This window comes from Microbulbifer mixtoriginis (SeqCode), from assembly GCF_052466865.1.
Window position 1 is genome coordinate 2,091,824 of sequence record NZ_CP174293.1, and the last position, 20,836, is coordinate 2,112,659.

General features: G+C 44.3%; 22 protein-coding genes and 1 pseudogene. 17 read left to right on the forward strand and 6 right to left on the reverse strand.

The window, feature by feature from the left end; genetic code table 11:
- Positions 1 to 16 precede the first annotated feature (16 nt).
- The 13 genes and pseudogenes from ACJJJA_RS09715 (at position 17) to ACJJJA_RS09775 (ending at position 7,394) form a co-directional block, all read left to right on the forward strand.
- Positions 17 to 286, forward strand: a complete 270-nt coding sequence (locus ACJJJA_RS09715; protein ID WP_444904431.1) for a hypothetical protein — start codon at positions 17 to 19, stop codon at positions 284 to 286.
- Between the two features lie 102 nt (positions 287 to 388).
- A complete protein-coding gene (locus tag ACJJJA_RS09720) occupies positions 389 to 652 on the forward strand; it encodes a hypothetical protein (protein ID WP_444904432.1) in 264 nt (87 codons plus the stop codon).
- 320 nt (positions 653 to 972) lie between these two features.
- Positions 973 to 1,278: a hypothetical protein gene (locus ACJJJA_RS09725; protein ID WP_444904433.1), complete on the forward strand. Its 306-nt coding sequence runs from the start codon at positions 973 to 975 to the stop codon at positions 1,276 to 1,278.
- Between the two features lie 92 nt (positions 1,279 to 1,370).
- Entirely contained in the window at positions 1,371 to 1,724 is a 354-nt protein-coding gene (locus ACJJJA_RS09730) for a transposase (RefSeq protein WP_444904434.1), read from the forward strand.
- Positions 1,676 to 2,095, forward strand: coding sequence for an IS3 family transposase (locus ACJJJA_RS09735; protein WP_444904435.1), 420 nt, complete (start codon positions 1,676 to 1,678; stop codon positions 2,093 to 2,095). The genes ACJJJA_RS09730 and ACJJJA_RS09735 overlap by 49 nt, the downstream gene beginning before the upstream one ends.
- A gap of 15 nt (positions 2,096 to 2,110) precedes the next feature.
- Positions 2,111 to 2,563 (forward strand): annotated as a pseudogene (locus ACJJJA_RS09740) (transposase); the annotation flags it as partial.
- Positions 2,564 to 2,667: 104 nt separating this feature from the next.
- The gene (locus ACJJJA_RS09745) at positions 2,668 to 2,952 is read left to right on the forward strand and encodes a hypothetical protein (RefSeq protein WP_444904436.1); all 285 of its coding nucleotides are present in this window, start codon (positions 2,668 to 2,670) and stop codon (positions 2,950 to 2,952) included.
- A 44-nt stretch (positions 2,953 to 2,996) separates the two neighbouring features.
- The gene (locus ACJJJA_RS09750; RefSeq protein WP_444904437.1) at positions 2,997 to 3,437 is read left to right on the forward strand and encodes a hypothetical protein; all 441 of its coding nucleotides are present in this window, start codon (positions 2,997 to 2,999) and stop codon (positions 3,435 to 3,437) included.
- Positions 3,438 to 3,582: 145 nt separating this feature from the next.
- Complete coding sequence (locus ACJJJA_RS09755; protein WP_444904438.1) at positions 3,583 to 3,999, forward strand: hypothetical protein; 417 nt, start codon at positions 3,583 to 3,585, stop codon at positions 3,997 to 3,999.
- Positions 4,000 to 4,101: 102 nt separating this feature from the next.
- Positions 4,102 to 4,740, forward strand: coding sequence for a LysE family translocator (locus tag ACJJJA_RS09760; RefSeq protein ID WP_444904439.1), 639 nt, complete (start codon positions 4,102 to 4,104; stop codon positions 4,738 to 4,740).
- 106 nt (positions 4,741 to 4,846) lie between these two features.
- A complete protein-coding gene (locus tag ACJJJA_RS09765) occupies positions 4,847 to 5,269 on the forward strand; it encodes a DUF4279 domain-containing protein (protein WP_444904440.1) in 423 nt (140 codons plus the stop codon).
- 318 nt (positions 5,270 to 5,587) lie between these two features.
- Positions 5,588 to 5,812 (forward strand): hypothetical protein, encoded by a 225-nt coding sequence (locus ACJJJA_RS09770; protein ID WP_444904441.1) that lies wholly within the window; start codon positions 5,588 to 5,590, stop codon positions 5,810 to 5,812.
- Positions 5,813 to 6,470: 658 nt separating this feature from the next.
- Positions 6,471 to 7,394: a DMT family transporter gene (locus ACJJJA_RS09775; protein WP_444904442.1), complete on the forward strand. Its 924-nt coding sequence runs from the start codon at positions 6,471 to 6,473 to the stop codon at positions 7,392 to 7,394.
- A gap of 634 nt (positions 7,395 to 8,028) precedes the next feature.
- Here ACJJJA_RS09775 and ACJJJA_RS09780 read toward each other — a convergent pair.
- The gene (locus ACJJJA_RS09780; protein WP_444904443.1) at positions 8,029 to 8,637 is read right to left on the reverse strand and encodes a short chain dehydrogenase; all 609 of its coding nucleotides are present in this window, start codon (positions 8,635 to 8,637) and stop codon (positions 8,029 to 8,031) included.
- Between the two features lie 126 nt (positions 8,638 to 8,763).
- Between ACJJJA_RS09780 and ACJJJA_RS09785 the strand changes: the two genes are divergently transcribed.
- The 3 genes from ACJJJA_RS09785 to rho all read left to right on the forward strand — a co-directional run bounded on the left by ACJJJA_RS09785 (position 8,764) and on the right by rho (position 12,194).
- Entirely contained in the window at positions 8,764 to 9,651 is an 888-nt protein-coding gene (locus ACJJJA_RS09785; protein WP_444904444.1) for a LysR family transcriptional regulator, read from the forward strand.
- A gap of 574 nt (positions 9,652 to 10,225) precedes the next feature.
- Positions 10,226 to 11,110 (forward strand): alpha/beta fold hydrolase, encoded by an 885-nt coding sequence (locus ACJJJA_RS09790; RefSeq protein WP_444905236.1) that lies wholly within the window; start codon positions 10,226 to 10,228, stop codon positions 11,108 to 11,110.
- 145 nt (positions 11,111 to 11,255) lie between these two features.
- Complete coding sequence (rho, locus tag ACJJJA_RS09795) at positions 11,256 to 12,194, forward strand: transcription termination factor Rho (RefSeq protein WP_444904445.1); 939 nt, start codon at positions 11,256 to 11,258, stop codon at positions 12,192 to 12,194.
- A gap of 103 nt (positions 12,195 to 12,297) precedes the next feature.
- On the opposite strand, the gene ACJJJA_RS09800 is transcribed toward rho, so the two are convergent.
- From ACJJJA_RS09800 to ACJJJA_RS09820, 5 genes are all read right to left on the reverse strand, one after another.
- Complete coding sequence (locus ACJJJA_RS09800) at positions 12,298 to 12,759, reverse strand: PaaI family thioesterase (protein ID WP_444904446.1); 462 nt, start codon at positions 12,757 to 12,759, stop codon at positions 12,298 to 12,300.
- Between the two features lie 21 nt (positions 12,760 to 12,780).
- A complete protein-coding gene (locus ACJJJA_RS09805; RefSeq protein ID WP_444904447.1) occupies positions 12,781 to 13,779 on the reverse strand; it encodes a DMT family transporter in 999 nt (332 codons plus the stop codon).
- Positions 13,780 to 13,859: 80 nt separating this feature from the next.
- Positions 13,860 to 15,962 carry a 3-hydroxyacyl-CoA dehydrogenase NAD-binding domain-containing protein gene (locus ACJJJA_RS09810; protein WP_444904448.1) on the reverse strand — a complete coding sequence of 701 codons (2,103 nt, stop codon included), beginning with the start codon at positions 15,960 to 15,962 and terminating at the stop codon, positions 13,860 to 13,862.
- Between the two features lie 60 nt (positions 15,963 to 16,022).
- A complete protein-coding gene (locus ACJJJA_RS09815; RefSeq protein ID WP_444898510.1) occupies positions 16,023 to 17,225 on the reverse strand; it encodes a 3-oxoadipyl-CoA thiolase in 1,203 nt (400 codons plus the stop codon).
- Positions 17,226 to 17,281: 56 nt separating this feature from the next.
- Entirely contained in the window at positions 17,282 to 19,159 is a 1,878-nt protein-coding gene (locus ACJJJA_RS09820) for an acyl-CoA synthetase (RefSeq protein WP_444888675.1), read from the reverse strand.
- 457 nt (positions 19,160 to 19,616) lie between these two features.
- On the opposite strand from ACJJJA_RS09820, the gene ACJJJA_RS09825 reads away from it, so the two are divergent.
- Entirely contained in the window at positions 19,617 to 20,816 is a 1,200-nt protein-coding gene (locus ACJJJA_RS09825; protein WP_444885341.1) for an acyl-CoA dehydrogenase family protein, read from the forward strand.
- The last annotated feature ends 20 nt before the right edge of the window (positions 20,817 to 20,836 follow it).

Genomic DNA, 20,836 nt, shown 5'->3' on the forward strand with positions numbered 1-20,836 from the left:
AGTTCTGGAAGAGAGATTGGCTAAGCTGCCATGCTATCACGGATGGAGCAGCTATAAGACTGGAAGTAGTGTGGTCTATTTGCCTAACGAAGTAGAAGTGCTCAATGTTAAAAAACAGCTACCTGTAGATCGAGAACTGGGTTGTTGGCATCTGAAACCCTCTGGTGAAATAATTGTACTGTCAGTTGATCCAAGTGGTATTGCTCGTTCAACTGAATTTGTTCGAGAAAAAGAAGGTCTAACCAAAACTAATAGCCCGGAGGAATTCATTGTTCAAGTTCATTAGTACTATCGCACCTAACAAGGCGCTGTTGTCGCAGCCTTCGGCTGCTGGGACGGCCTGCTACACAGTCCGCCCAAAGCTTAGTGTTATGGTTCCTGAGAATCCATGAGAAATTTAATATTTATGCTGGCTGTATTTCCAATTTTTGCAGCTGCTTATGACACAACCAGATTACATTCACATCATGTCTATGTTGAAGGCGTCCTCCCTGAGCCATATAAAAATGTATCTTTGAAAATTGATTTAGATCCAGAAAATGATGATTTAAAGAGCATCACTCTTAATGTAGATGGAAAATTAATCAGTTTCCCCGAGTCAGAGAGGGCAAAGCTTACTGATCTTGACTTACATACATACATTGCAAATTGAACATGGAATATTTAGTGCTCATGATAGTGAAATGGGCGATGTTCTTTATATAAAAATCGCAAAAAAAGAAAGAAAGTCAATGAAGTGCAATTTTGATCAAGACGGCCTAAACCACGGTGTCTACGATGTTGCATTAATCCAGTATAACTTCGAAGCCCCACCCTTTGTCATGTTGGATAATCCGTACAAATATTATGTTGGAAGTTACCGGTGGTGCATCGAGGAGTAAAAACCATAACAGTCGCAGGCAGTTTGCTCCGGCCCTTCGGGCCTCCGAGGGACGCCCAATGCTGCGGGCGTTATGCATCTTCTGGTGATTCATGAGCTGGTTTCGAAGACAGGACAGTAAAAAGAACAGTGACTATCTTCTCGAGGGTTTGCTCGCAGGGATGGCAGTCTCTCTTGGAAGTTCATTATTAGTCATAGGAGCTTTGGGTGGCTGGTTAGGATTTGTATCCTTTGTCGCTCTTTGTACTGCTACCTACTGGTGTGCAAAGATATTTATATACAAAAAGAAGCTTTTATCGGGTATCGGAAGAAGCGAATTTTGGTGGCTAGGTTTTTTCGCTGGCGGCCTTATCTTCATGGGCTACGGTTTTGCCGCATTGGGAGTGGTAAATGCATAACAAGGCGCTGTTGTCACAGCCTATGGCTGCTGGGACGGCCGAAACCTTCCCCCATTGAGTAGACGCCTACCTTTTGAATAGGGTAGGAAAAAATGCCGAAAATACTGAGTGAAGAGCGGGTTGTTGAATATTCAACAGAGTTTAAAGTTAGAGTGGTAGCTCTCACTAATCAACTGAAAGTAGATACGACCACTATCGCCAACATTATTGGTTTGCATCCAGTAATGGTGTATAGATGGCGACAGGAAAGTAGAGAAGGCAAGCTGGTCGAGAAGCCCAGTCGTAGAATAAGTATGGCAAAGACAACGAAAACTCAGTCTCAAACTGATGATAAAGAGATAAGATGTCTAAAAAAGCAGGTTGAGAAATTGCAAAAGGAAAATGATTTCCTAAAAAAGTGGGAAATGTACCTGAAAGATCCAAAGCTGAAAGATTCTCGTTCATAGCTCTTAATCGATCAGACTTTGGTGTCAGGTACTTATGTAGATACTTGAATGTTTCACCCCAAGGGTTTTATAAGTGGCTCAACCGTGATGAGAGCACTCGAGACATAGAAAATAGGCGAATTCTTGGGTGTATCGAAGCTATCTATGCGCAGCATGATGGTAATTATGGAAGCCCAAGAATTAGCGCAGAGCTGAAAGCTAATGGTGAACGAATAAATCACAAGCGCGTTGAACGCCTTATGAGAGAGGCTGGAATCGTGGGGAAAGCTGGAAGGATCTATCGTCGACGCCCTTTGCCTGGAAATCTTTGCATTAAGGTTGAAAATTTACAAAGAGAGCATGGTATGCCGATTAAACCAGACTCTCAATGAGCTGGTGATGTAACCTATCTGAAGATCAATGGGCAATGGCAATATTTAGCTGTGATTATTGATCTTTACTCCCGGAAAGTGTTGGGTTGGGAGCTGTCGGACACTCGAACTGTTGAGCTAACACTGTCAGCGCTAAATAAAGCTGTCCGTCGCAGAAATATAGAATCAGATCTAATATTTCACAGAGACAGAGGTTTTGAGAACGGTGCTTATGCATACCAAAACCGACTCAAGGAGCTGGGTATTGAGCCGAGCATGAACCGTCCAGGATTTATGAATGATAATGTGTATGTAGAATCATTTTTTCAAACACTGAAAACTGAGAGTTTCAAAGGATTTAATTTTGAATCCGTTGAGGAGCTAAGAACCAACTTATCTTGGTATCTTGATAGGTACTATAACTTTAAAAGAAGACATGGTTCACTTGGGTTCAAAAACTCAGATGAATATGAAAGAATGGCCGCATAAGATGAATATAAGGTGGCGTTTACTTTAAAGGCGGAGGCTTCTTTTTCGTAGCTTTGATGCTGTAAACCTGTCGCTGTTTGAGGCGTAATGTGTAAATGGACTTCATGGCATATTTGATTCTAGGCATATTCGTAGTAGTGGTCTTTGCACCATTAGTGATTCCATGGGGAAAGAAATTACTAGCCTATTGCTTGGCTGCATGGTTTTTCTTATGGATTATGTTCTTTATACAGATCGAACGTGAAAGTGATCCTAGCTATGATACTGGTATTGTAAGTGATAACGTTGCACTGGGGCTGTCAGTATTTATATTTATCATAATCATCGCTATTCGTAGCTTACTTCAATTTATTTGGTCAAAAGTCCTTGCAAAACGTAATCATACATAATAAGAAAGTGAACTTCGCGCTTACGGTGTCAGACAGTCGAAAGCGTGGCTTCGCCACTGGCTGCTGGTTATTTGGACGCTACGCTTGAGTTGAGAATGAAGAGGATTTTTTTATTAATACTTATTGGTATTTTAGGTACTTTATCTTCAGGAGTTCTCGCGTCATGCTTGCGCTCATTAGAAAGTAACTCTGTAAAGTTTAAGGAAGTGCCTCAAAGTGGAGGTCCATTGGTCAAGCTAGTAGCTACTTTTCCATATGAAGTCGAAGGCTGGCCACTTAGATGGGTATCATTTTCGTATTCCTTGGATAAAGGAAGGCACCTTATTCTGACCAATCTAGAGTACAAGCCTCATAAAAACGGCTTAATTTCAACAGTAACGTACAGCCAGGAACATTCTGAAGCAGTAACGCTCTCAATTCTCTATCAGGACCCGAAAGGTAATTGCGGAAAAGAGGCGGTGTATAGTGGTTCTAGCCGAGCATAACAATTACAGGCAACTAGGCTACGGCTCTTCGGGCCTCCGCGGGACGTCTTATCTTATGCATGTTTTACGTGGTCGTTTCGCTCCCATTTTCACACAAAAAGTGCATAAAGTAAGCCGCCCCAGCTGTGGGCGTTAAGCGTCAATTATGACTGAACAAGAATTTATAGAATCAATTGACTTTAGCTTTCCATACAATGACAAAGAGAAAGCTATTGAGCTGATCGTACAAGGAAGAACCATATCAGCAAATGCTACGTTTATGGTTCTTCACGAAATAGTTCGTTCGCCTAGTGAAGTCAATAAGATAACTAAAGAGTCACTTTTTAACCATTGGAGCAAAGGGTTCTCTCATGAACTTCTGCCTCAGGTGAAAGAGGCTGCGTCAGCACTTCTAGCCAACGAAGAACTACCCGTTGAGCGTGCTATAGAGCTAATGGAAAAAATAAAGAATCATACGGGTGAGTATTGCGCTCTTAGTATTGTCTACTTTTCGTGCGATGATACAGAGGGTAAAGCAGACGAAAAATACAATCAGATAGTTGAACAATGGCAAAGCGCTTAACAGGCAAAGGCAGCATCGCCCTCCGGTCTGGACGCGCTAAAGCGCGTTGCTGCTTTGGGCGTTAGCTGCTATTTAGCATTTACTTTTTCTCGGAGAATTGAAATGGATTGGGACAATATTTTTACGTTTATTGCTGTGGCAACATTGCTCGTGATTTCTCCTGGGCCTAATGGATTCCTCATAACGAAAACGGTTCCTTTGTCAGGGCACCGAGCTGGTCTAGCCAATATCGCGGGGTTCGTGGCTGCTTTCTATGTACATGGTACGCTGTCCATATTTGGCATATCTATTCTCTTGGTGCAATCTGCAAACACCTTTCTTGTTTTTAAAATGCTGGGCGCAACATATTTAATTTGGTTGGGGTTAAAATCGCTTAGAAATGCTATAAGTAAAAGCACAGCTGAAAATAACTTAGAGGCAGTATTGCAAATAAAGCCAACATCTATAAAAGGGGCTTTTTTTGAAGGTTTTTTAACTAATACTCTTAACCCTAAAGTATCAATCTTCTATCTCGCTGCTTTTCCGCAATTTATTCCCGTAGATGGCAGTGCTTTCAGTGCATACTCACTTGTTACTGCACACTCACTGGTTAATGTTGTATGGTTTTCGGCTATGGTCTTCACTTTAACCAAGGTAAAAAATACTACCAGCCACCCTAAATTCAAAACTTGGTTAAACTCTATTACGGGTGTTGTATTTATTGGATTTGGCACTAAATTGGCCTTGGCGAAGAGCAGCTAACAAACCAAGTAAGCGGGAAAATTATACGTGGGCTCCCGTCACTCCGTTCTGTATTATGGCCCACTTGTTATTGCCCCATCTTGGGGTGTTAGATATACATAAAATCATGGCGACTCTATCAAAAACTAAAGCAAGCTTGAGGGTTATCGGAGATGAATTATTACCTGAAGAAATCAGTGAGTTATTAGGCAGTGAGCCTACAGCGAAGATGATTAAAGGTGAGCCATTTTCGTGGATGCGTAGTGGAAAACCACGCATAGCAAGGTCTGGAATGTGGCGTATTGAAGCTAATGAAAAAGTGCCAGGTGATTTAGATTCTCAAATATTCGAAATTCTAAATAAGCTGACTTATGATTTAGAAGTTTGGAAAAAACTCTCAGAGAAATATAGGTTAGATTTATTTTGTGGTCTCTTCATGGAGCGTTCGATGGAGGGTATAAGTATAAGCTCTGAAGCGCTGCTTGCGTTGGGGCAGCGTGGAGTTGAAGTAGATTTTGATATGTATGGCCCGGATGATGAAAATGTATAACAAACGCAAGCACAACTGGCCACTTCGTATCTTGGACTTCCAAATCGCTGTGCAGCTTTATCGTCTGTCCAGCAGGCGTTAGGTGATCATGAGTACAGACGGAATAGCCTTAGTCAGCTACATCTTATTTTTAATATCCTGTATCGCCGCGTTGGCAGTTGGGTTCATTGTTTTTTTCTATATCTTGGAGGCGAACAAGAACATGAAGGAAGGAGGAAAGTGGGGCGAGGAAATGCTGTTTGCAGTTTCTACGCCTTCGTTTTTCTCGTGCTACGAGCGTTATGCATAAGACTTATCCATGAAAAGAATCTTTACCTGATGAAAGCCAATAAAGAAGATTGGAGAGCGATCACATTCGCTTTTTACTCCCTAGTACATAATGACCTAAGAGATTGGGAAAAACTTCCAGATGAATTGAAAAATAGTGAGATGGGAGATTTATGCCAGAAATATATTGATACTAAAGATACCCGGTATCTAATAGAGGCAGGTGAAATGCTTGCAGGTAAAAACTGGTATACAGCTCTCGGAAGAACATTTTGAGCTTTTAAAATAACATGAAAAAAAGTTGATAGTCAAGGATTGTTTAGCATTTCAAAATCAAGTGTGATTGTGTTGCCTTATGTCTACACATTAAGAAAAAATGCTTCCAATCTGGGTTGAACTAAGCACCTCAGGTGGAGGCATTTAATTTAAAACGGTCCATCTCAGTATTCTAGGGCAGACGTCGCTTTACAAAGAGTATGTGTTCGGCTGTTTTATCAAGAGTGTAGTAAAAGCAAAGCGCCCAATTTGTACGAAAATAAGGGGGTTGAATTTTGTGATGCGTCAGTTGAGTTATTTGTTAAGTGAAAATTCAAAGAGTTTGGCCTGGGTAAAATTGTCTCTTGTACTATTTGAAAGTTTGACAAAACCAATAAAATGTTGAGGGCTAGGGTATGGTTTACTTGGGTTCAGAATTTCAGGTAATATGAAAAATTTTCGTATAAACTGAATAAAGGTGGTATCTACATTGAAATATCTCTCCCTAAGCTTGCTAGGTGATCTGTTGATGTTTTAAGTTGGTGATCGCCAGATATAATTTTAATACATTTAACTCGTAATTTTCTTAGTCAGTTTTAAAAGGTTGAAATTATATGGGAGGGTGTTGGATTAAAGTGTTTTCTTGTGAATTTTGATTTTTATTGATGGATATAGAAAATTGAAGGTAAAAAGCAGTCGAGGAATATTTCTCAGTATTGTAGCTATGCTCTGTATAGCTGGTATGGATGCAACCGGTAAACTACTTGTTCAAACCTATCCTATTGTGCAAATTATGGCTGTTCGATTTGCAACTTTTTTTATTATTGTAATGCTTATAGCTTCATTCAAAGGTGATCTCAAGCAGGTTCGAAGTAATATTTGGGGTACTCAAGTTTTAAGGTCACTTTTACTTGTGGTTGAGGTTACGGTATTTATACTTGCTTTTAGTATGATGCCATTAGCTGATGTCCATGCAATCGCTGCAATGGCCCCATTGTTCGCCATACTAATGGCTGGCTGGTTTCTTGGGGAGAAGGTAGATAGAAGAAGCTGGATTGCTGTTGCTATTGGTTTTATAGGTGCTTTGATTATTATTCGCCCTGGCTTAGGTATTATGAGCTGGTATGTTGTCATACCGATCAGTGGAGCTATTTTATGGGCGTCCTATCAAGTTCTTTCTCGCCGTGTCAGCCAATTTGATAGTTCCGCTACAACAGTCTTTTATACGGCCTTTATAGGTCTCATTGTATTTGGTGGACTTGCTCCCTTTAACTGGGTGGAGCCGACGTCGATTGGCTGGCAACTATTAATACTTAATGGGCTGCTTGGTGCAATGGGTCATTATTTGTTGATTAAAGCTCTTACCTATGCTCAGGCTTCAACTTTGCAGCCTTTTAGCTATACTTTGTTGTTTTGGGCTATAGTAATAGGCCTTATTTTATTTGACGAACTGCCAGATGAGTTCACACTGATTGGTGCAGCTATTGTGTTGAGTGCGGGGATATATGCTTCGGATGCTGGGCGAGGAATGAGTGCTTCTTTTTTGGGTGAAGCTAAAAAGAGGCTTCGTAGCATTCGGACTACGTCAAAAACAATGAATTGAACTTTGCCCAGTCAAAGTGTGGATTCCTTTAAGTTGGCCACATTATCTTTTAAGTGCTTTTTCTAATTTATTTTTAGCGATAAAGAGTATTAAAGTATGTGGCCGTTAAGTCATTGTGATACAGTTATCTCATTGTAAATTATAAGGACGCTTTGGCTTGCTTAATAATTAGAGTTTGAGCCTGAAAAGTGAATGGTTAATTGATTCTTATTTTTTGTAAGAAATAGCCTGTTTAAATTGGCTAATAATGTGAGGCGTAACATTGCAATGACTCTCAATTAAAAGTGTGCCCTGCCTGATCATCTTGTTATTCTTCAAATAAATTTATGCTTACAATTCTACATGCTCCGATTGCCATCCATAAATATTTTAATCTCTGTAATTATTGCCTCTGAAGGTGAAATATGACTGAGAATAAGTATAAAGAATATTGTGGATTACCTTAACGTATTAAGATTTATGTAAGATATCTGAAAGTGAATGATATCTTTTATAGTTCCCATAAGTCTGCAATAGAAGATTCGTAGCAGCATAAATTGTACCAATCCGTGAAGGATACTTATAGAAGTTTCAGGAGGCCCGCTTCACGATTATAATTAGTTCCTTCACGCAAGAAAGGGGGCTCCCCCCCCGGCTAGGCATCAACGAAGATTACTTCACCAGTTATAAATCCATCTACAGAGCGCTCAAAAGCTTTTCCGACCAAGTGCCCTGGCACGGGCTCAAAGCCTGGCATCATATCACCGTAGACATCCCAGGCTTCTTCCAATACCGTCGGATTAACCGCATTGATTCGAATTCCCCTGGGGAGTTCATAAGCAACGCATTTGACAAAGGTATCAATTGCTCCACTAGTTGTTGCATCGGCAATTGCCATGGGGATCGGCTTGATGTTTAGAATGCCGGATATTAGCGTAAAGGATCCTTTATCGGCGATATACTCTTGGCCGATTCTTACAAGATTGATTTGCCCCATCATCTTGCTTATTACCGTTGTCATCCATTGCTGCTCAGTCATATCGACAAAGTCTGCGTATTCACAGAAACCTGCGGTGTTTACGACAGCATCGAAGTCACCCACTGTCTCAAACAGTCGTCTGATGGACTCTTCATCAGTTATATCAACCTGATGGTCACATCCCTTGCCCAAGCGACTTGCTGTGATAACCCTGTGGCTGCTTAACCCTGTTAATGCGGCCTGTCCCATTTTACCTTGTGCGCCAATGAGGATAACATTTTTCACTCTAAGTACCTGTTTTATATGAAGAATTTACTGCTTGCCGCAATGCGATACTGCTCAATTACTTGGAGAATGCTAGTTTTATTGTGATACAATGTTAAACAGTATTTATTTGTAAGAGATACAAGTGTGAACCAAATAAATCGATTGGAGGTCAAGCAACTCCGAATATTCCAGGCATTAATCTCTGAAAGAAGTGTATCTCGTGTCGCAAGCCAGGTCGGCCTTACTCAGCAAGCTGTTAGTGAACATTTAAAAAAGTTGAGAGATATTTTTAGTGATGAACTTTTTCTCCGGAAAAGCAATGGACTAATTCCAACGCCGACAGCAATAAACTTAGGGAAAAAGGTTGATGTGATCCTCCAGGGGTTAGATAAATTGCTGGCTCCAGCAGTTTTTGACCCAGCTAAAATAGCGCAAACCTATACCATCGCTGCGACAGATTATTCCCAGCAAGTGGTGCTTCCCAGCTTATTGCCTAAACTCAGAGCGTTAGCTCCCAGCTTGAAAGTGGTAATACGGGATATTGCTACAGACAGACTGGAAAAGTTAATGAGTGAAGCCAAGGTGGATTTAATCGTTGCAGATTCGGATGTAAATTCTGAGCTGTACTCCTCTATCACGTTATTTACTGATTACTATGTCTGCGTTACGGCAAAGAGTTCGCCTCTGACCAAGAAGAAACTGAGTTTGGAGGAAATAGCTTCTGAGCCGCATCTTATGGCATCTCCGCTTAAGTCTGGTGCGGCAGGAATTATTGATGGTTGGTTTGCAAGGTACCGTTTGCGTAGAAATGTTGTTATGTCTACGCCATGTTTTACCACGGTTCCACAATATCTCAAGAAAACAGATATGCTTGCTTTTTTACCTAATCGGGTAGCAAGTGATTCAAACCTTGCCATTCTTAATCTGAAAAACAAGCCTGTAGAGTTTGATGTTATAGCCGCATGGCACCCTCGTTCAGATCATGATGCTTTACATAACTGGGTTGTAAACTTGTTGAGAGAGAGTGTCTAGTAAACTTTAGTTGATATTAAAGTACATAAAGGTGCGAGAGGGGTATAGGGGATTCAGGAGGTGCTGAGTAAATGAGATCTTTAGAAACGCAATTTTATCAGAAAAATAAATGACTTTTGATTTTTGTTCGTGCAATAAGAAGTTGAATAGGAGAGGCACGTCGGAGAGGGTGGCGTAGAAACATATCAAGCCCTTAAATGCAGAGATTTTAATAAAGTATGAAACTTTGCTATTCCTGTTGTGATGCCACGGTTTAGCTCTGTGGGTGAGCATACCGATTGTGATATTGAGGAGATGTATATCATTTTAAAATCTAAAGGCATTTTGACTGTCGAAGGCGAGAAGATACGAGTTTCCACTGAATGTATAATTTTAAATAAAAAGCTGGAATCCATGGATTAGTTAATGACTCATCGAAAGAGATGGAATTGTTAATTAATCAAGCCAGTTTGAAGTGGTACCACCTTAGTAAGTCAGTTAATTTGACGGTATAGAATTACCAGGCTTTAATGCCCCAATTTTCATTGGGGTGACGATTTAACAACGTGATTGGGAGTGGGAAAGAGTGTTGAAAATGCGAAATTTCTTAAGAATGGTCTTTATTGGGATTGGTTTATCTGTGGTTAATGTGGCTGCAGAAGAAGTCGAGATAGATAAAGATCTCACTATTTATTATGAACAATCGGGGAGTGGCGATACTGCCATTATTTTTATTCCTGGTTGGATGATGTCGGCAGACATTTTTGAGCATCAACTTGCCCACTTTAAAGATTCTAAAAAGTACCGTGCGCTGGCATATGATCCCCGTGGGCAGGGCAAATCATCAAAGCCCGTCGAGGGGCACACCTATCAACAACATGCTAGAGACCTGGCTAAGTTAATAGAGACATTGGATATAGACAAAGTGATCTTGGCAGGTTGGTCATATGGCGTAACAGAGCAATTGGCCTATTTGAATCAGTTTGGTTCCGATAAGCTGAAAGCGATGATAATGATTGATACTGGACCAGATATAGCGGGAGCAAGCCGTGATGAGTGGGTTTGGTATCTAAATGATGATTCGGACGGCTATTCACGCTCATTTACTGAGGGCATTATAGAAGATCGAGATAATGTAATTAGTGAATTTGTGAAATGGATGCTTGAAAACCCTTCAAAGGAAAATATTGCCTGGGTTACCCAAATTGCTAATCAGACCTCTAGTAGTGTCGCTTCAATTACCAACGCGACCGGATTTTACCTGGACTATAGTAATGATCTTGTGGCATTGGAAGGTAAATTGCCCCTACTGTATGTTGTGAGAGAGGAAGTTAAAAGTGTTGCGGATAAATGGATTAAGGCCAATACACCGTCTGCCACTGCTGTTTATATGGGAAAACACATGATGTTTTGGGAGAGACCTAGAGAGTTTAATCAGGTGCTCGATCAGTTTCTTTCTGCCATGGAGAATGATAAATAATATATAAGCCCCTGCTTTACTTAACTTGTATTTAGAGTGGTTTCGTGGTGATAAACACAGAGGATCAAGAAAATCTGGTTCTCTGTAGTTTTGTTTTAAAAGTTAAAGTGCTCCCCAATGGGGAATGATTTGTAAAGCGCATATTATGTCTAGAAAAATATTATCCTTAAAGGTAAAAAGAAATACGGAGCCTAAAAAGTTTGATAAAAAGCAAGAGGATACTTCTGATCCAAAGAGGCGGTTCTTAAATGGCGTAGCTATTAATCCATCTGAGCCTATTCGCCTTGAGTCAGGTTCTCAGCAACTTACGGTACGGGCGATGGATTTGATTACGCCAATTGGCAAGGGGCAACGAGGCTTGATTGTGGCTCCTCCGGGCTGTGGCAAAACCACTATCCTCAAGCATATCTGCCAAGCAGTGGGGAAGGCTTACCCCGAAATAAAGCTGTACGCTTTGCTGATTGATGAAAGGCCAGAGGAGGTTACTGACTTCAAGCGAAGTGTACCGGCGGAAGTTTATGCTTCCTCTTCTGATCATAGCTATAAAGAGCATGTGCGGGCAGCTAATGAACTCCTTGATAGGGCCTGTAAGGAAGCCGGTGAAGGCCAGGATGTAATGATTGTTGTTGACTCGTTGACAAGGCTATCACGGGTGCATAATGCGCAGCAGAGTGGTAGGGGACGTACAATGTCAGGTGGGATAGATGCCAGGGCTATGGAGATACCCAGAAAGCTGTTTGGCGCTGCGAGAAAGATTGAAGGTGGTGGATCACTTACGATTCTGGCAACGATACTTGTGGATACCGGAAGCCGAATGGACCAGGTGATATTTGAGGAGTTTAAAGGTACGGGAAATATGGAGGTAGTATTGTCAAAGGAAGTTGCGAGACAGCGAATTTTCCCTGCCTTGGATATTGCTAAAAGCAGTACTCGCCGTGAGGAAGTCCTGTTTAACTCGAAAGATATTGCAGCTATAAGAGCTTTACGAAGAACGTTTGCCAGCCTCAAGACTGTAGACGGCACTAAAAAACTTATTGAACTCCTTAAAAAGTACCCGACTAATGCGGAGTTACTTGGCCACTAATTTTGGTTAAGTTTAAGGGGAGTATTTAGCCGCTTAACATTTTAGGGGTTAGTTACTGAAAACCCGAGCCCTTATTATGACAGCTGTTAGTCAGTTGAGGGCTTCACACTTTAATTCTGTGGTGTGTTTTTGCAGGATGCTCTTCAATAGCTTCTCCCTCTAGTATTTCACTACCAGTTTGGTAGCGCATTGTCATCTGGCCAGTTGCAAGCAGGGTTCCTACACTGTCATAAACTTCGGTATAGGTATAAAAGATTTTATGCCCCGAGCTGGTCAACTTACCTATGGCGGTTAACTGGTTGGTTTTGGCTCGACCGGTGAAATTGGTTGTTAATGAAAGCGTGAGGGACTTACGCCGACGATTTGGGTATGGGCAGTAGAGACCACAGTAGGAACCGGCAATATCAATTAACGTTGTAATAAATCCCCCATGGGGTACTCCGTGGCTATTCAAATGCTCAGGAAGTACGGTTACGCTGATCACTACACGACCTTCCTGCCACTCATCAATTTTCACACCCAAATGATCATTAAACGGTGGTTGTTTTTTATTTTGCCAGTTCATTTGGACTTACCTTTTGGGAAGTTAGTTAGGAACAGGGTGCGTTCGGGCAGCCTGCTGGGTGGAGAAATACACTGTGAGCAGACCTGCTGTGACCACTATAAAAATTCCTATCAGCGCAATTGTGTTAGGTAGATGTTGCCATATCAGCCAGCCAAAAATGCCAGCAATAACCACTCCAAAATAGCTGATTGGTGAAACTACACTGGGTTTTGCATAACTATAAGCTTTGGTATAGAGCCATATCGCTAATAAAACAGAAACACCATTAAAAGCCAGGTAGGGAATAGTCCAGCTAGGTATTGATTGCCAGTAGTAGATACCCAGGGGCAGGCTGCACATAAATGAGATAAGGACATAGTAAAACAAAATAAGACTCGACTTATCAGTGTGAGACAGAATACGTGTGCCCACCATAGAGGCAGCTAGAGTAATACCTGACAGTAAGCCGAAGGCGTGGCCACTGCTGATACCATGGATATCAGGTTGAAGAATCAGTGCGATACCAAGTAGCCCAAGCACAATGGGTAGCCAGCTTGTGGCGGGAATCTGTGCACGCGCCCAAAGCCAGGCTACAAGCGGAACAAAAATAGGGGCGGCATTGCGCAGTAAGCCTGCCTCCATCAATGAAATACGGCTGAGTGCATAAAAGTAGGAAAAGAAGCAGAGCCAGCCTGCAAAGCCGCGCAGTAAATGGGTTTTCCAGTGTTGTGTTATGAGCTTTTGGGGTGACTGGCGCACCAGCCAGGGAATAAGTAATAGTAAGCAGATGCTGTATTGGCTGAGAACTATTAAAGGTACTGGTACGGCGGGTGATATCCATTTACTGGCTGCGGCGGCTGTACTGGCAACCATGGCGGTGGCCAGTGCGTAACCTATGCCTTTCCAATTGTTTCTCTTAACCCTGGCTTGGATCGCTTTGTGGTGATCTAACGGTTCTGGTGATTGTTCGAGTTGCAGCTCATTAAACCGCATCTGGCTCAGTCGTAGTTTCGATTCTATTAACGTATCAGGCCTTGTCATTGTGTTGCCAATTAATAATCTCTCAACTTTGGCAATAAGGGTAACCGGTACTTTTACCGGTTACCCTTGAGAAGCGAATACTATCGCTGATCGTCTGCCCATTTCGCAAACGTTTTACCTTCTTTTACCAGTTGGACGAGCAATGGTGCGGGAGTCCAATTGGCTTCGCCATGTTGGTCACGGAATATGCAAATTGTATCGTAGATCTTTTTCAGGCCGATGCTATCTGCGTAAAACATGGGGCCGCCGCGATGGGGAGGGAAACCATAGCCATAAACATACACAACATCAATATCACTGGGACGTTGGGCTATTCCATCTTCCAGAATCCTGGCTCCCTCATTAATTAAGGAGAAAGTAAGGCGATTAAGAATTTCTTTATCAGAGATTTCTCGCCGCTCTATCCCGTGCGCTTTGGCTTGAGCCTCTATAATTGCTTGGACCTCGGGGTCACTGGCACGAGCGCGAGTTTCTGGGTCATAGCGGTAATAACCGGCTCCACTCTTTTGGCCCAGGCGTCCCAGCTCTACTAAAGCATCCGCAATGCAGTAGGTTTTGGGCTCGCCTTTTTCTGCTTCGCTCAGGCCCTCGCGGGCCTTGTGGCCAATATCGAGACCGGCCAAATCTCCAACCGCTATGGGCCCCATGGCCATGCCCCAGGATTGCATTAGGGTATCTATTTGCTCCGGGGTGGCTCCTTCTATCAAACAGAGTTGCGCTTCACGGACATAGGGCCGCAGCATCCGGTTGCCAATAAACCCATAGCAGTTTCCGGCCAGCACGGGAACTTTCTTGATAGTTTTTGCCAACCGCATTGCGGTAGTAATAACATCGTCGGCGCTCTTTGAGCCACGAACGACTTCTAGAAGTTTCATAACATTGGCGGGGCTGAAAAAGTGTAACCCGATAACATCTTCTGGCCGATTGGTAGCAGCGGCGATCTGGTCGATATCCTGGTAGGAAGTGTTTGTTGCGAGAATGGTACCGGGTTTACAGTATTGGTCCAGCTTGGAAAAAATTTCCTTTTTAAGTGTTACATTCTCAAACACAGCTTCGATAACGAGGTCTACCTCTACCAGGTCGGAATAGTCAGTGGTGCCCTGGATTAGTGAGAGACAGTGTGCTTTTTGGGGCTCTGTAATCTTCCCCTTTTTCATACTGATATTGTAATTCTTGTCGATTACTGCCCGGCCACGTTCTACGGCAGCTTGATCGATATCTAGCAGCTTAACTGGGATACCGGCATTGGCAAAATTCATGGCGATACCTCCCCCCATAGTGCCGCCGCCAATAATGCCGACACTGTTTATTTCTCTGATAGGGGTATCTTTGGAGAGACCCTGAACTTTTGTCGCACGTCGCTCGGCAAAGAACATATGCCTCAGGGCGGCGGACTGACTTGAGAGTAGGCATTCGATAAATAGATCCAGCTCTTTAGCCAGCCCTTTATCGAATGGCAGTTTAACTGCTGCCTCCACACAGGAGACAATATTCTGTGGGGCCAGTTGGCCAGGTGCTCTTTTTTCCAGTCGCTGGCGGAAATCATCGAACAAGCCCTCTGGAATACTGGCTGGATCTATTGTGATGTCCCGGACTCTGCGTGGTGGGGCTTTCTGGTCAATTAGCTCACGAGCAAAGGCGAGGGCCCCTTCGAATAGATCATCATCAACCACGTGATCGACCAGCTTCATGCTTTTGGCCTTCGCGGCCGGGATTGGGGCACCCTTGGTGATCATTTCTAATGCAGCTGCAACGCCGGCCAGACGTGGAGTGCGCTGAGTACCACCGGCCCCAGGCAATAACCCCAATTTAACTTCAGGCAGGCCGACTTTGGCAGATGCCAGGGCACAGCGATAGTGACAAGCCAGTGCCACCTCAAAGCCCCCGCCCAATGCGGTACCGTGAATAGCGGCAATCACTGGTTTACGAGAGTTTTCGATTTCGGTAATCACTTCAGATAAGGCAGGTGCCTGTGGTGGCTTACTAAATTCTGTGATGTCTGCACCAGCAATAAAAGTGCGGCCTTCACATATCAAAACCAGTGCCTGAGAGGCATCTTCCTGGGCACTCTTGATCGCTCCCCAAATGCCTTCGCGCAGCCCGTGGGAAAGCGCGTTGACAGGGGGGTTGTTAAGTCGAATAACACCAATATCGCCAATAAGTTCATAATTTACGGTAGACATTGTTATCTCCAGATCTTAAATGACTATTAGATTGTTTCTCCTAGAGGGTCTCGCCGGTTTTTATATACGCTCAATAATCACTGCGATTCCCTGACCAATACCAATACACATGGTGGCTAACCCGTAGCGCCCGCCGCTACGCTCCAGCTGACGTAATGCTGTGAGTAGAATGCGGGCTCCGCTGGCGCCGAGCGGATGCCCAACTGCAATTGCACCACCATTGGGGTTTACCCTGGAGTCCTCGTAATCAATCTCGAGCATTTTCAGGCAGCCCATGGCCTGTACAGCAAAAGCCTCGTTAAACTCCATGACATCCATATCTGCCAGGCTCAAGCCTGCACGAGCCAATGCCTTACGGGTAGCCGGGACCGGGCCTAACCCCATTACTCTTGGCTCCACTCCTGCAATAGCACTGGCGAGAATACGTGCGCGGGGCTTGAGATCTACGGCCTGCCCAGCCTCCTGGCTGCCAATAATGAGTGCTGCGGCACCATCGTTGATTCCAGAAGCATTTCCAGCAGTTACTACGCCGCCTTCAAATAGCGGGCGTAGCGTTTGCAGGCGCTCCAGGCTGGTATCGGGGCGGGGATGCTCATCAGTATCGATAAGGCGGGGTGGTTGCTTTCGGTCCTGTGGCACTTCAATAGGAATAATTTCATCGATAAAAAAGCCATCAAAACGCGCGCTTTCATATTTTGCTTGTGAAGCTAACGCAAAGATATCGCACTCTTCCCGCTGAATATTCAGGTCTGCGGCGATATTGTCTGCAGTTTGCGGCATGGTATGGCTGCCAAATTCTGCAACAATATCGGGATTGGTGAAGCGCGGACCCAAAGTGGTATCCGCCAGTTGCTGGGTGCGATCGAAAGGGCTGCTTGCTTTGGAGAGGACCAAAGGGGCACGGCTCATGGATTCAACACCACCGGCAATGAATAAATCACCTTCCGAGGCCCTGATGCAACGTGCTGCATCGGCAACGGCAGATAAGCCTGAACCACATAGGCGGTTTACCGTAATACCACCGGTGGAGATTGGCAGTCCTGCAATTAGCCCGGCAAAGCGGGCGATATTACGACTGTCCTCACCGGCCTGATTGGTATTTCCGGCAATCACATCCTCAAATTGCTTGTGATCGAAATTATTACGTTCAACCAGGGCTTTAATGACATGCGCGAGCATATTGTCAGGCCTGATACTGGAAAGGCTACCTCCATGGCGACCAAAAGCACTTCGGCCGCCATCATAGATATAAGCTTGTGGCATTGTCAGTTTTCCCAATGATTGATTATTGTTTTGTGAGCAATAGTAAATGTCCGCGCTTAATCAAACTCCAGCGCTACCGGAATGTTTTCCAATGCCTCTTCTGCTACCGTTTTAGCTGAAGGTTTTTCCAGACGAACTTTTGCAACCTGGCCCAGGGCACTATCAAAACGGGCAGAAAACTCTGCAGATATATTTTTTTCCTGAAGTGCCTGGCCAATAACATATTCGGTAGCGCGATTACGCAAAGCGGGTTTGAATACCTTGGCTACAGCGGTTAGGGGGATTTCATCAATGATCTCGATCCGCTTGGGTATCGCTGCACGTTCAGAAATCTGGGTGCGGCAGTAGTCGATAAGCTGCTCTTCCGTGGGAGGATTTTCGGACGGATATAGAGTGACATAGGCCACCGGAACCTCACCGGCATAGGCATCGGGCTGGCCAACGGCAACGGCCATAGCCACGGCGGGGTGACGGCTTAGCGGTTCTTCAATCAAGGCTGGATCTATATTGTGGCCGCCACGAATGATTAAATCCTTGGCTCGCCCGGTCAGATAAAGATTGCCATCGCCATCGACATATCCCATATCGCCAGTATTAAACCAGCTGTGGTCAACCCAAGCCTTGGCGTTATCCTCTTCGGAGAGATAGCCTGAAAAAATATGTGGCCCCCGTGCAAGTACAATACCGACTTCACCGGTGTTACAGGTTCTCACTAGCCGGTTTCCATCCACTTCGGCAATTTTCATTTCCATATAGGGGAGGCGGCGGCCGACGCTGCCCTCGGGTGCTTGCATATCTGTTGGGGGGCGGGCCAGCAGGCAGCTGGACTCTGTCATGCCATAGCCGTTACTTACCGTCACATTGAATTTTTCCTCAAACGCACTCTTAAGCGCTGCGGGTAAAGGCGAGGCCCCGCAGCCAACATCTGTCAGGCAGCTGATGTCATTGTCGCCCACAGGGATTTGCATCAAGATGCCGAGAATAGTGGGCACGGCGCCAAAGCCCTGTACACGGAAGCGGGCGACGTGATGCCACCAGTTGGGGAGCACATTGGGGGAGCGAAAACCTGAGGGGGTCATTATAACAATCGTGCGGCCGGCGAGCAGAGTGCCAATGCCGGCGACCACAGTGCCGAAAATGTGAAACAGAGGAAGGCCACTGAGGGTAGCAAATCGCCCCTTACTGGATGTTGTGTCCACACTCAGCTGTGCGACAAACGCAATATTGCTGTGGGTCAGGCGTGCAATTTTAGGCCGCCCGGTTGTCCCTCCGGTGTGGAAGTAACTGGCAATTTCATCGCCTTGAATAGTTCTCCCACTAATTAAATGGTCATTTGGCTGTTGGGCAATAGCCAATACAAAATTCTCTACCTTAATGCCGGAAGGTATGGATAGGGTGCTAACCGGTTTTTTACTGATTAGCAGCAGTGCCTTCAAGGTTGGAACCTGCTTAATGACCTGCGCAACCTTTTCCCAAATCTCCTCACTGAGATCCTGCCCAAGGCTGACTAATACCTTGGCTTTGGTGGCATTCATGATCTCGGCGATATGCTCCGGTTCCAGCAACGGATTGATAGGGCTGGCGATTCCCGCGGCTTGTCCACCCCAGAGTGCAAAATGCGTTTCAGGAAGGTTGGGTAATAGTAATGAAACGGTATCTGTCGAATTAACTCCGAGAGAATGGAGTAGATTGGCGGTTTGGTGAACTTTTTCGGATAGCTGCGAGTAGCTCACAGTCACACTTTCTTCATCTGGTACAGCGGTGGGAAGAAATTCGATGGCTGCATCTTGTTGGTAAAGACGGGCGGCCTGCCGAATTAAATCGTAGGTGTTTTCCCAGGGATAACGTTGTAACAAAGGTACTTTTTCATATTCCTGGATTTCTGCAAGAGATTGCAGCATGGGACTGCCAGTGGAAGTGGACGTGATAGACATGGGGGCTTCTCTCACTATGGTTATTATGTTGGTGACAATATCAAAAGTGAAAAGAGCATTCCACTCTGCGGAATTCAGTGGTAATGTTTTGTGCGTCGAGTGGTGATTTAAAAGCTAATTGGTGGGAATTGGCGGATAAATATTTACACCAGCTATGTATAAACGCCACTAAGTAGAAAGTTGCGTCAATAGAGTTGGCTCGATAATTGAGGATCTACTTGCGTGAGTCGGAAAAAGTCAAAATAGCGATGCTCAGATATCAATATCATCCTGAAATTGTTTGTAGATAGGTTTACTTAAGACAAAGAGTGGAGCTCGCCGAGCCAGATCGAAAGTGAATTTATTCCGCTTGTATAAGGGAACTTCCGAATTTAGTACATGTTGATTGTGCAAGTTGGTGAAGGAAGTTAGCTGAAAAATCTCTGCCAATTGCACCCATATAAACAGGAGCAAGCGAATGAATATAGATTTTTCCCCCGAAGAATTAGCTTTTCAGCAGGAAGTTAAGCAATTCCTGCAAGAGAAGCTTCCGGCGGATATCAGTGAGAGGACTCTGGATGAAATTCCCCTGGGAAAAGAGGACTATGAACGCTGGCAAAAGATCCTGTACGAACAGGGTTGGGCTGCGACTAACTGGCCAGTTGAATATGGGGGTACCGGTTGGACGCCAACACAAAAATACATATGGGCCAATGAGTGTGCCAACTTCGGCGCGCCAGATGTAATTCCTTTCGGCTTTAAAATGGTTGCACCGGTTATCTTCACTTATGGTAGTGAAGAGCAAAAACAGCGGTTTTTACCAGATATTTTGGCAAGTAATGTTTGGTGGTGCCAAGGGTATTCGGAGCCAAATGCGGGCTCTGATTTGGCGTCGTTAAAAACCACAGCAGTGCGAGACGGTGATGAGTATATCGTTAATGGCACCAAAACCTGGACTACTCTGGGACACTGGGCCGATTGGATTTTCTGCCTGGTTCGTACCGGAGGCCCCGAAGTCAAAAACCAGGCCGCAATTACTTTCCTATTAATTGAAATGAACCACCCGGGCATTACTGTATCGCCCATTATGACTTTGGGCGGTCATCATGAAGTGAATGAAGTGCATTTTGATAATGTACGGGTACCAGTGGCCAACCGTATTGGAGAGGAAGGTCACGGCTGGACCTATGCCAAGGTACTGTTGACCCATGAACGCACGGGCATTGCACGGGTTGCCACTTCCAAAAAACGTTTACAGACTTTAAAAAAACTGGCAGGTGATACTTGTGATGGTGACGTCAGCCTCCTGGAAAATCCAGCCTTTGCGCAAAAGCTCGCAGAAGTTGAAATAGATCTTTTAGCTTTGGAGTTTACTGAGCTAAGAGCACTTGCGGCAGTGAGTACCGGTAATGCCCCGGGGCCGGAATCCTCCATTTTAAAAATTAAAGGAACTGAAATCGCCCAACTTATTGATGAACTTTACATGGAAACTGCGGGTTACTACGGAATGCCATTTGTCCGGGAACAATTTAAAAGCGGATTTGATGGCGAGCATGTAGGCCCTGGAGTTATTACCAGCAGTGTGCCCCGTTACTTAAATAACCGTAAATCCTCGATTTATGGTGGCAGTAACGAAATTCAGAAAAATATTATCAGCAAGTGGGTACTTGGCCTGTAAACGCGACGTTTAATGAGGAT

Coding starts and splice junctions, on each gene's coding strand:
- ACJJJA_RS09745 (WP_444904436.1), top strand. CDS start 2,668: ATGGCATATTTGATTCTAGGCATATTCGTAGTAGTGGTCTTTGCACCA.
- ACJJJA_RS09790 (WP_444905236.1), top strand. CDS start 10,226: ATGCGAAATTTCTTAAGAATGGTCTTTATTGGGATTGGTTTATCTGTG.
- ACJJJA_RS09770 (WP_444904441.1), top strand. CDS start 5,588: ATGAAAGCCAATAAAGAAGATTGGAGAGCGATCACATTCGCTTTTTAC.
- ACJJJA_RS09760 (WP_444904439.1), top strand. CDS start 4,102: ATGGATTGGGACAATATTTTTACGTTTATTGCTGTGGCAACATTGCTC.
- ACJJJA_RS09815 (WP_444898510.1), bottom strand. CDS start 17,225: ATGCCACAAGCTTATATCTATGATGGCGGCCGAAGTGCTTTTGGTCGC.
- rho (WP_444904445.1), top strand. CDS start 11,256: ATGTCTAGAAAAATATTATCCTTAAAGGTAAAAAGAAATACGGAGCCT.
- ACJJJA_RS09765 (WP_444904440.1), top strand. CDS start 4,847: ATGGCGACTCTATCAAAAACTAAAGCAAGCTTGAGGGTTATCGGAGAT.
- ACJJJA_RS09820 (WP_444888675.1), bottom strand. CDS start 19,159: ATGTCTATCACGTCCACTTCCACTGGCAGTCCCATGCTGCAATCTCTT.
- ACJJJA_RS09810 (WP_444904448.1), bottom strand. CDS start 15,962: ATGTCTACCGTAAATTATGAACTTATTGGCGATATTGGTGTTATTCGA.
- ACJJJA_RS09725 (WP_444904433.1), top strand. CDS start 973: ATGAGCTGGTTTCGAAGACAGGACAGTAAAAAGAACAGTGACTATCTT.
- ACJJJA_RS09755 (WP_444904438.1), top strand. CDS start 3,583: ATGACTGAACAAGAATTTATAGAATCAATTGACTTTAGCTTTCCATAC.
- ACJJJA_RS09800 (WP_444904446.1), bottom strand. CDS start 12,759: ATGAACTGGCAAAATAAAAAACAACCACCGTTTAATGATCATTTGGGT.
- ACJJJA_RS09805 (WP_444904447.1), bottom strand. CDS start 13,779: ATGACAAGGCCTGATACGTTAATAGAATCGAAACTACGACTGAGCCAG.
- ACJJJA_RS09825 (WP_444885341.1), top strand. CDS start 19,617: ATGAATATAGATTTTTCCCCCGAAGAATTAGCTTTTCAGCAGGAAGTT.
- ACJJJA_RS09720 (WP_444904432.1), top strand. CDS start 389: ATGAGAAATTTAATATTTATGCTGGCTGTATTTCCAATTTTTGCAGCT.
- ACJJJA_RS09730 (WP_444904434.1), top strand. CDS start 1,371: ATGCCGAAAATACTGAGTGAAGAGCGGGTTGTTGAATATTCAACAGAG.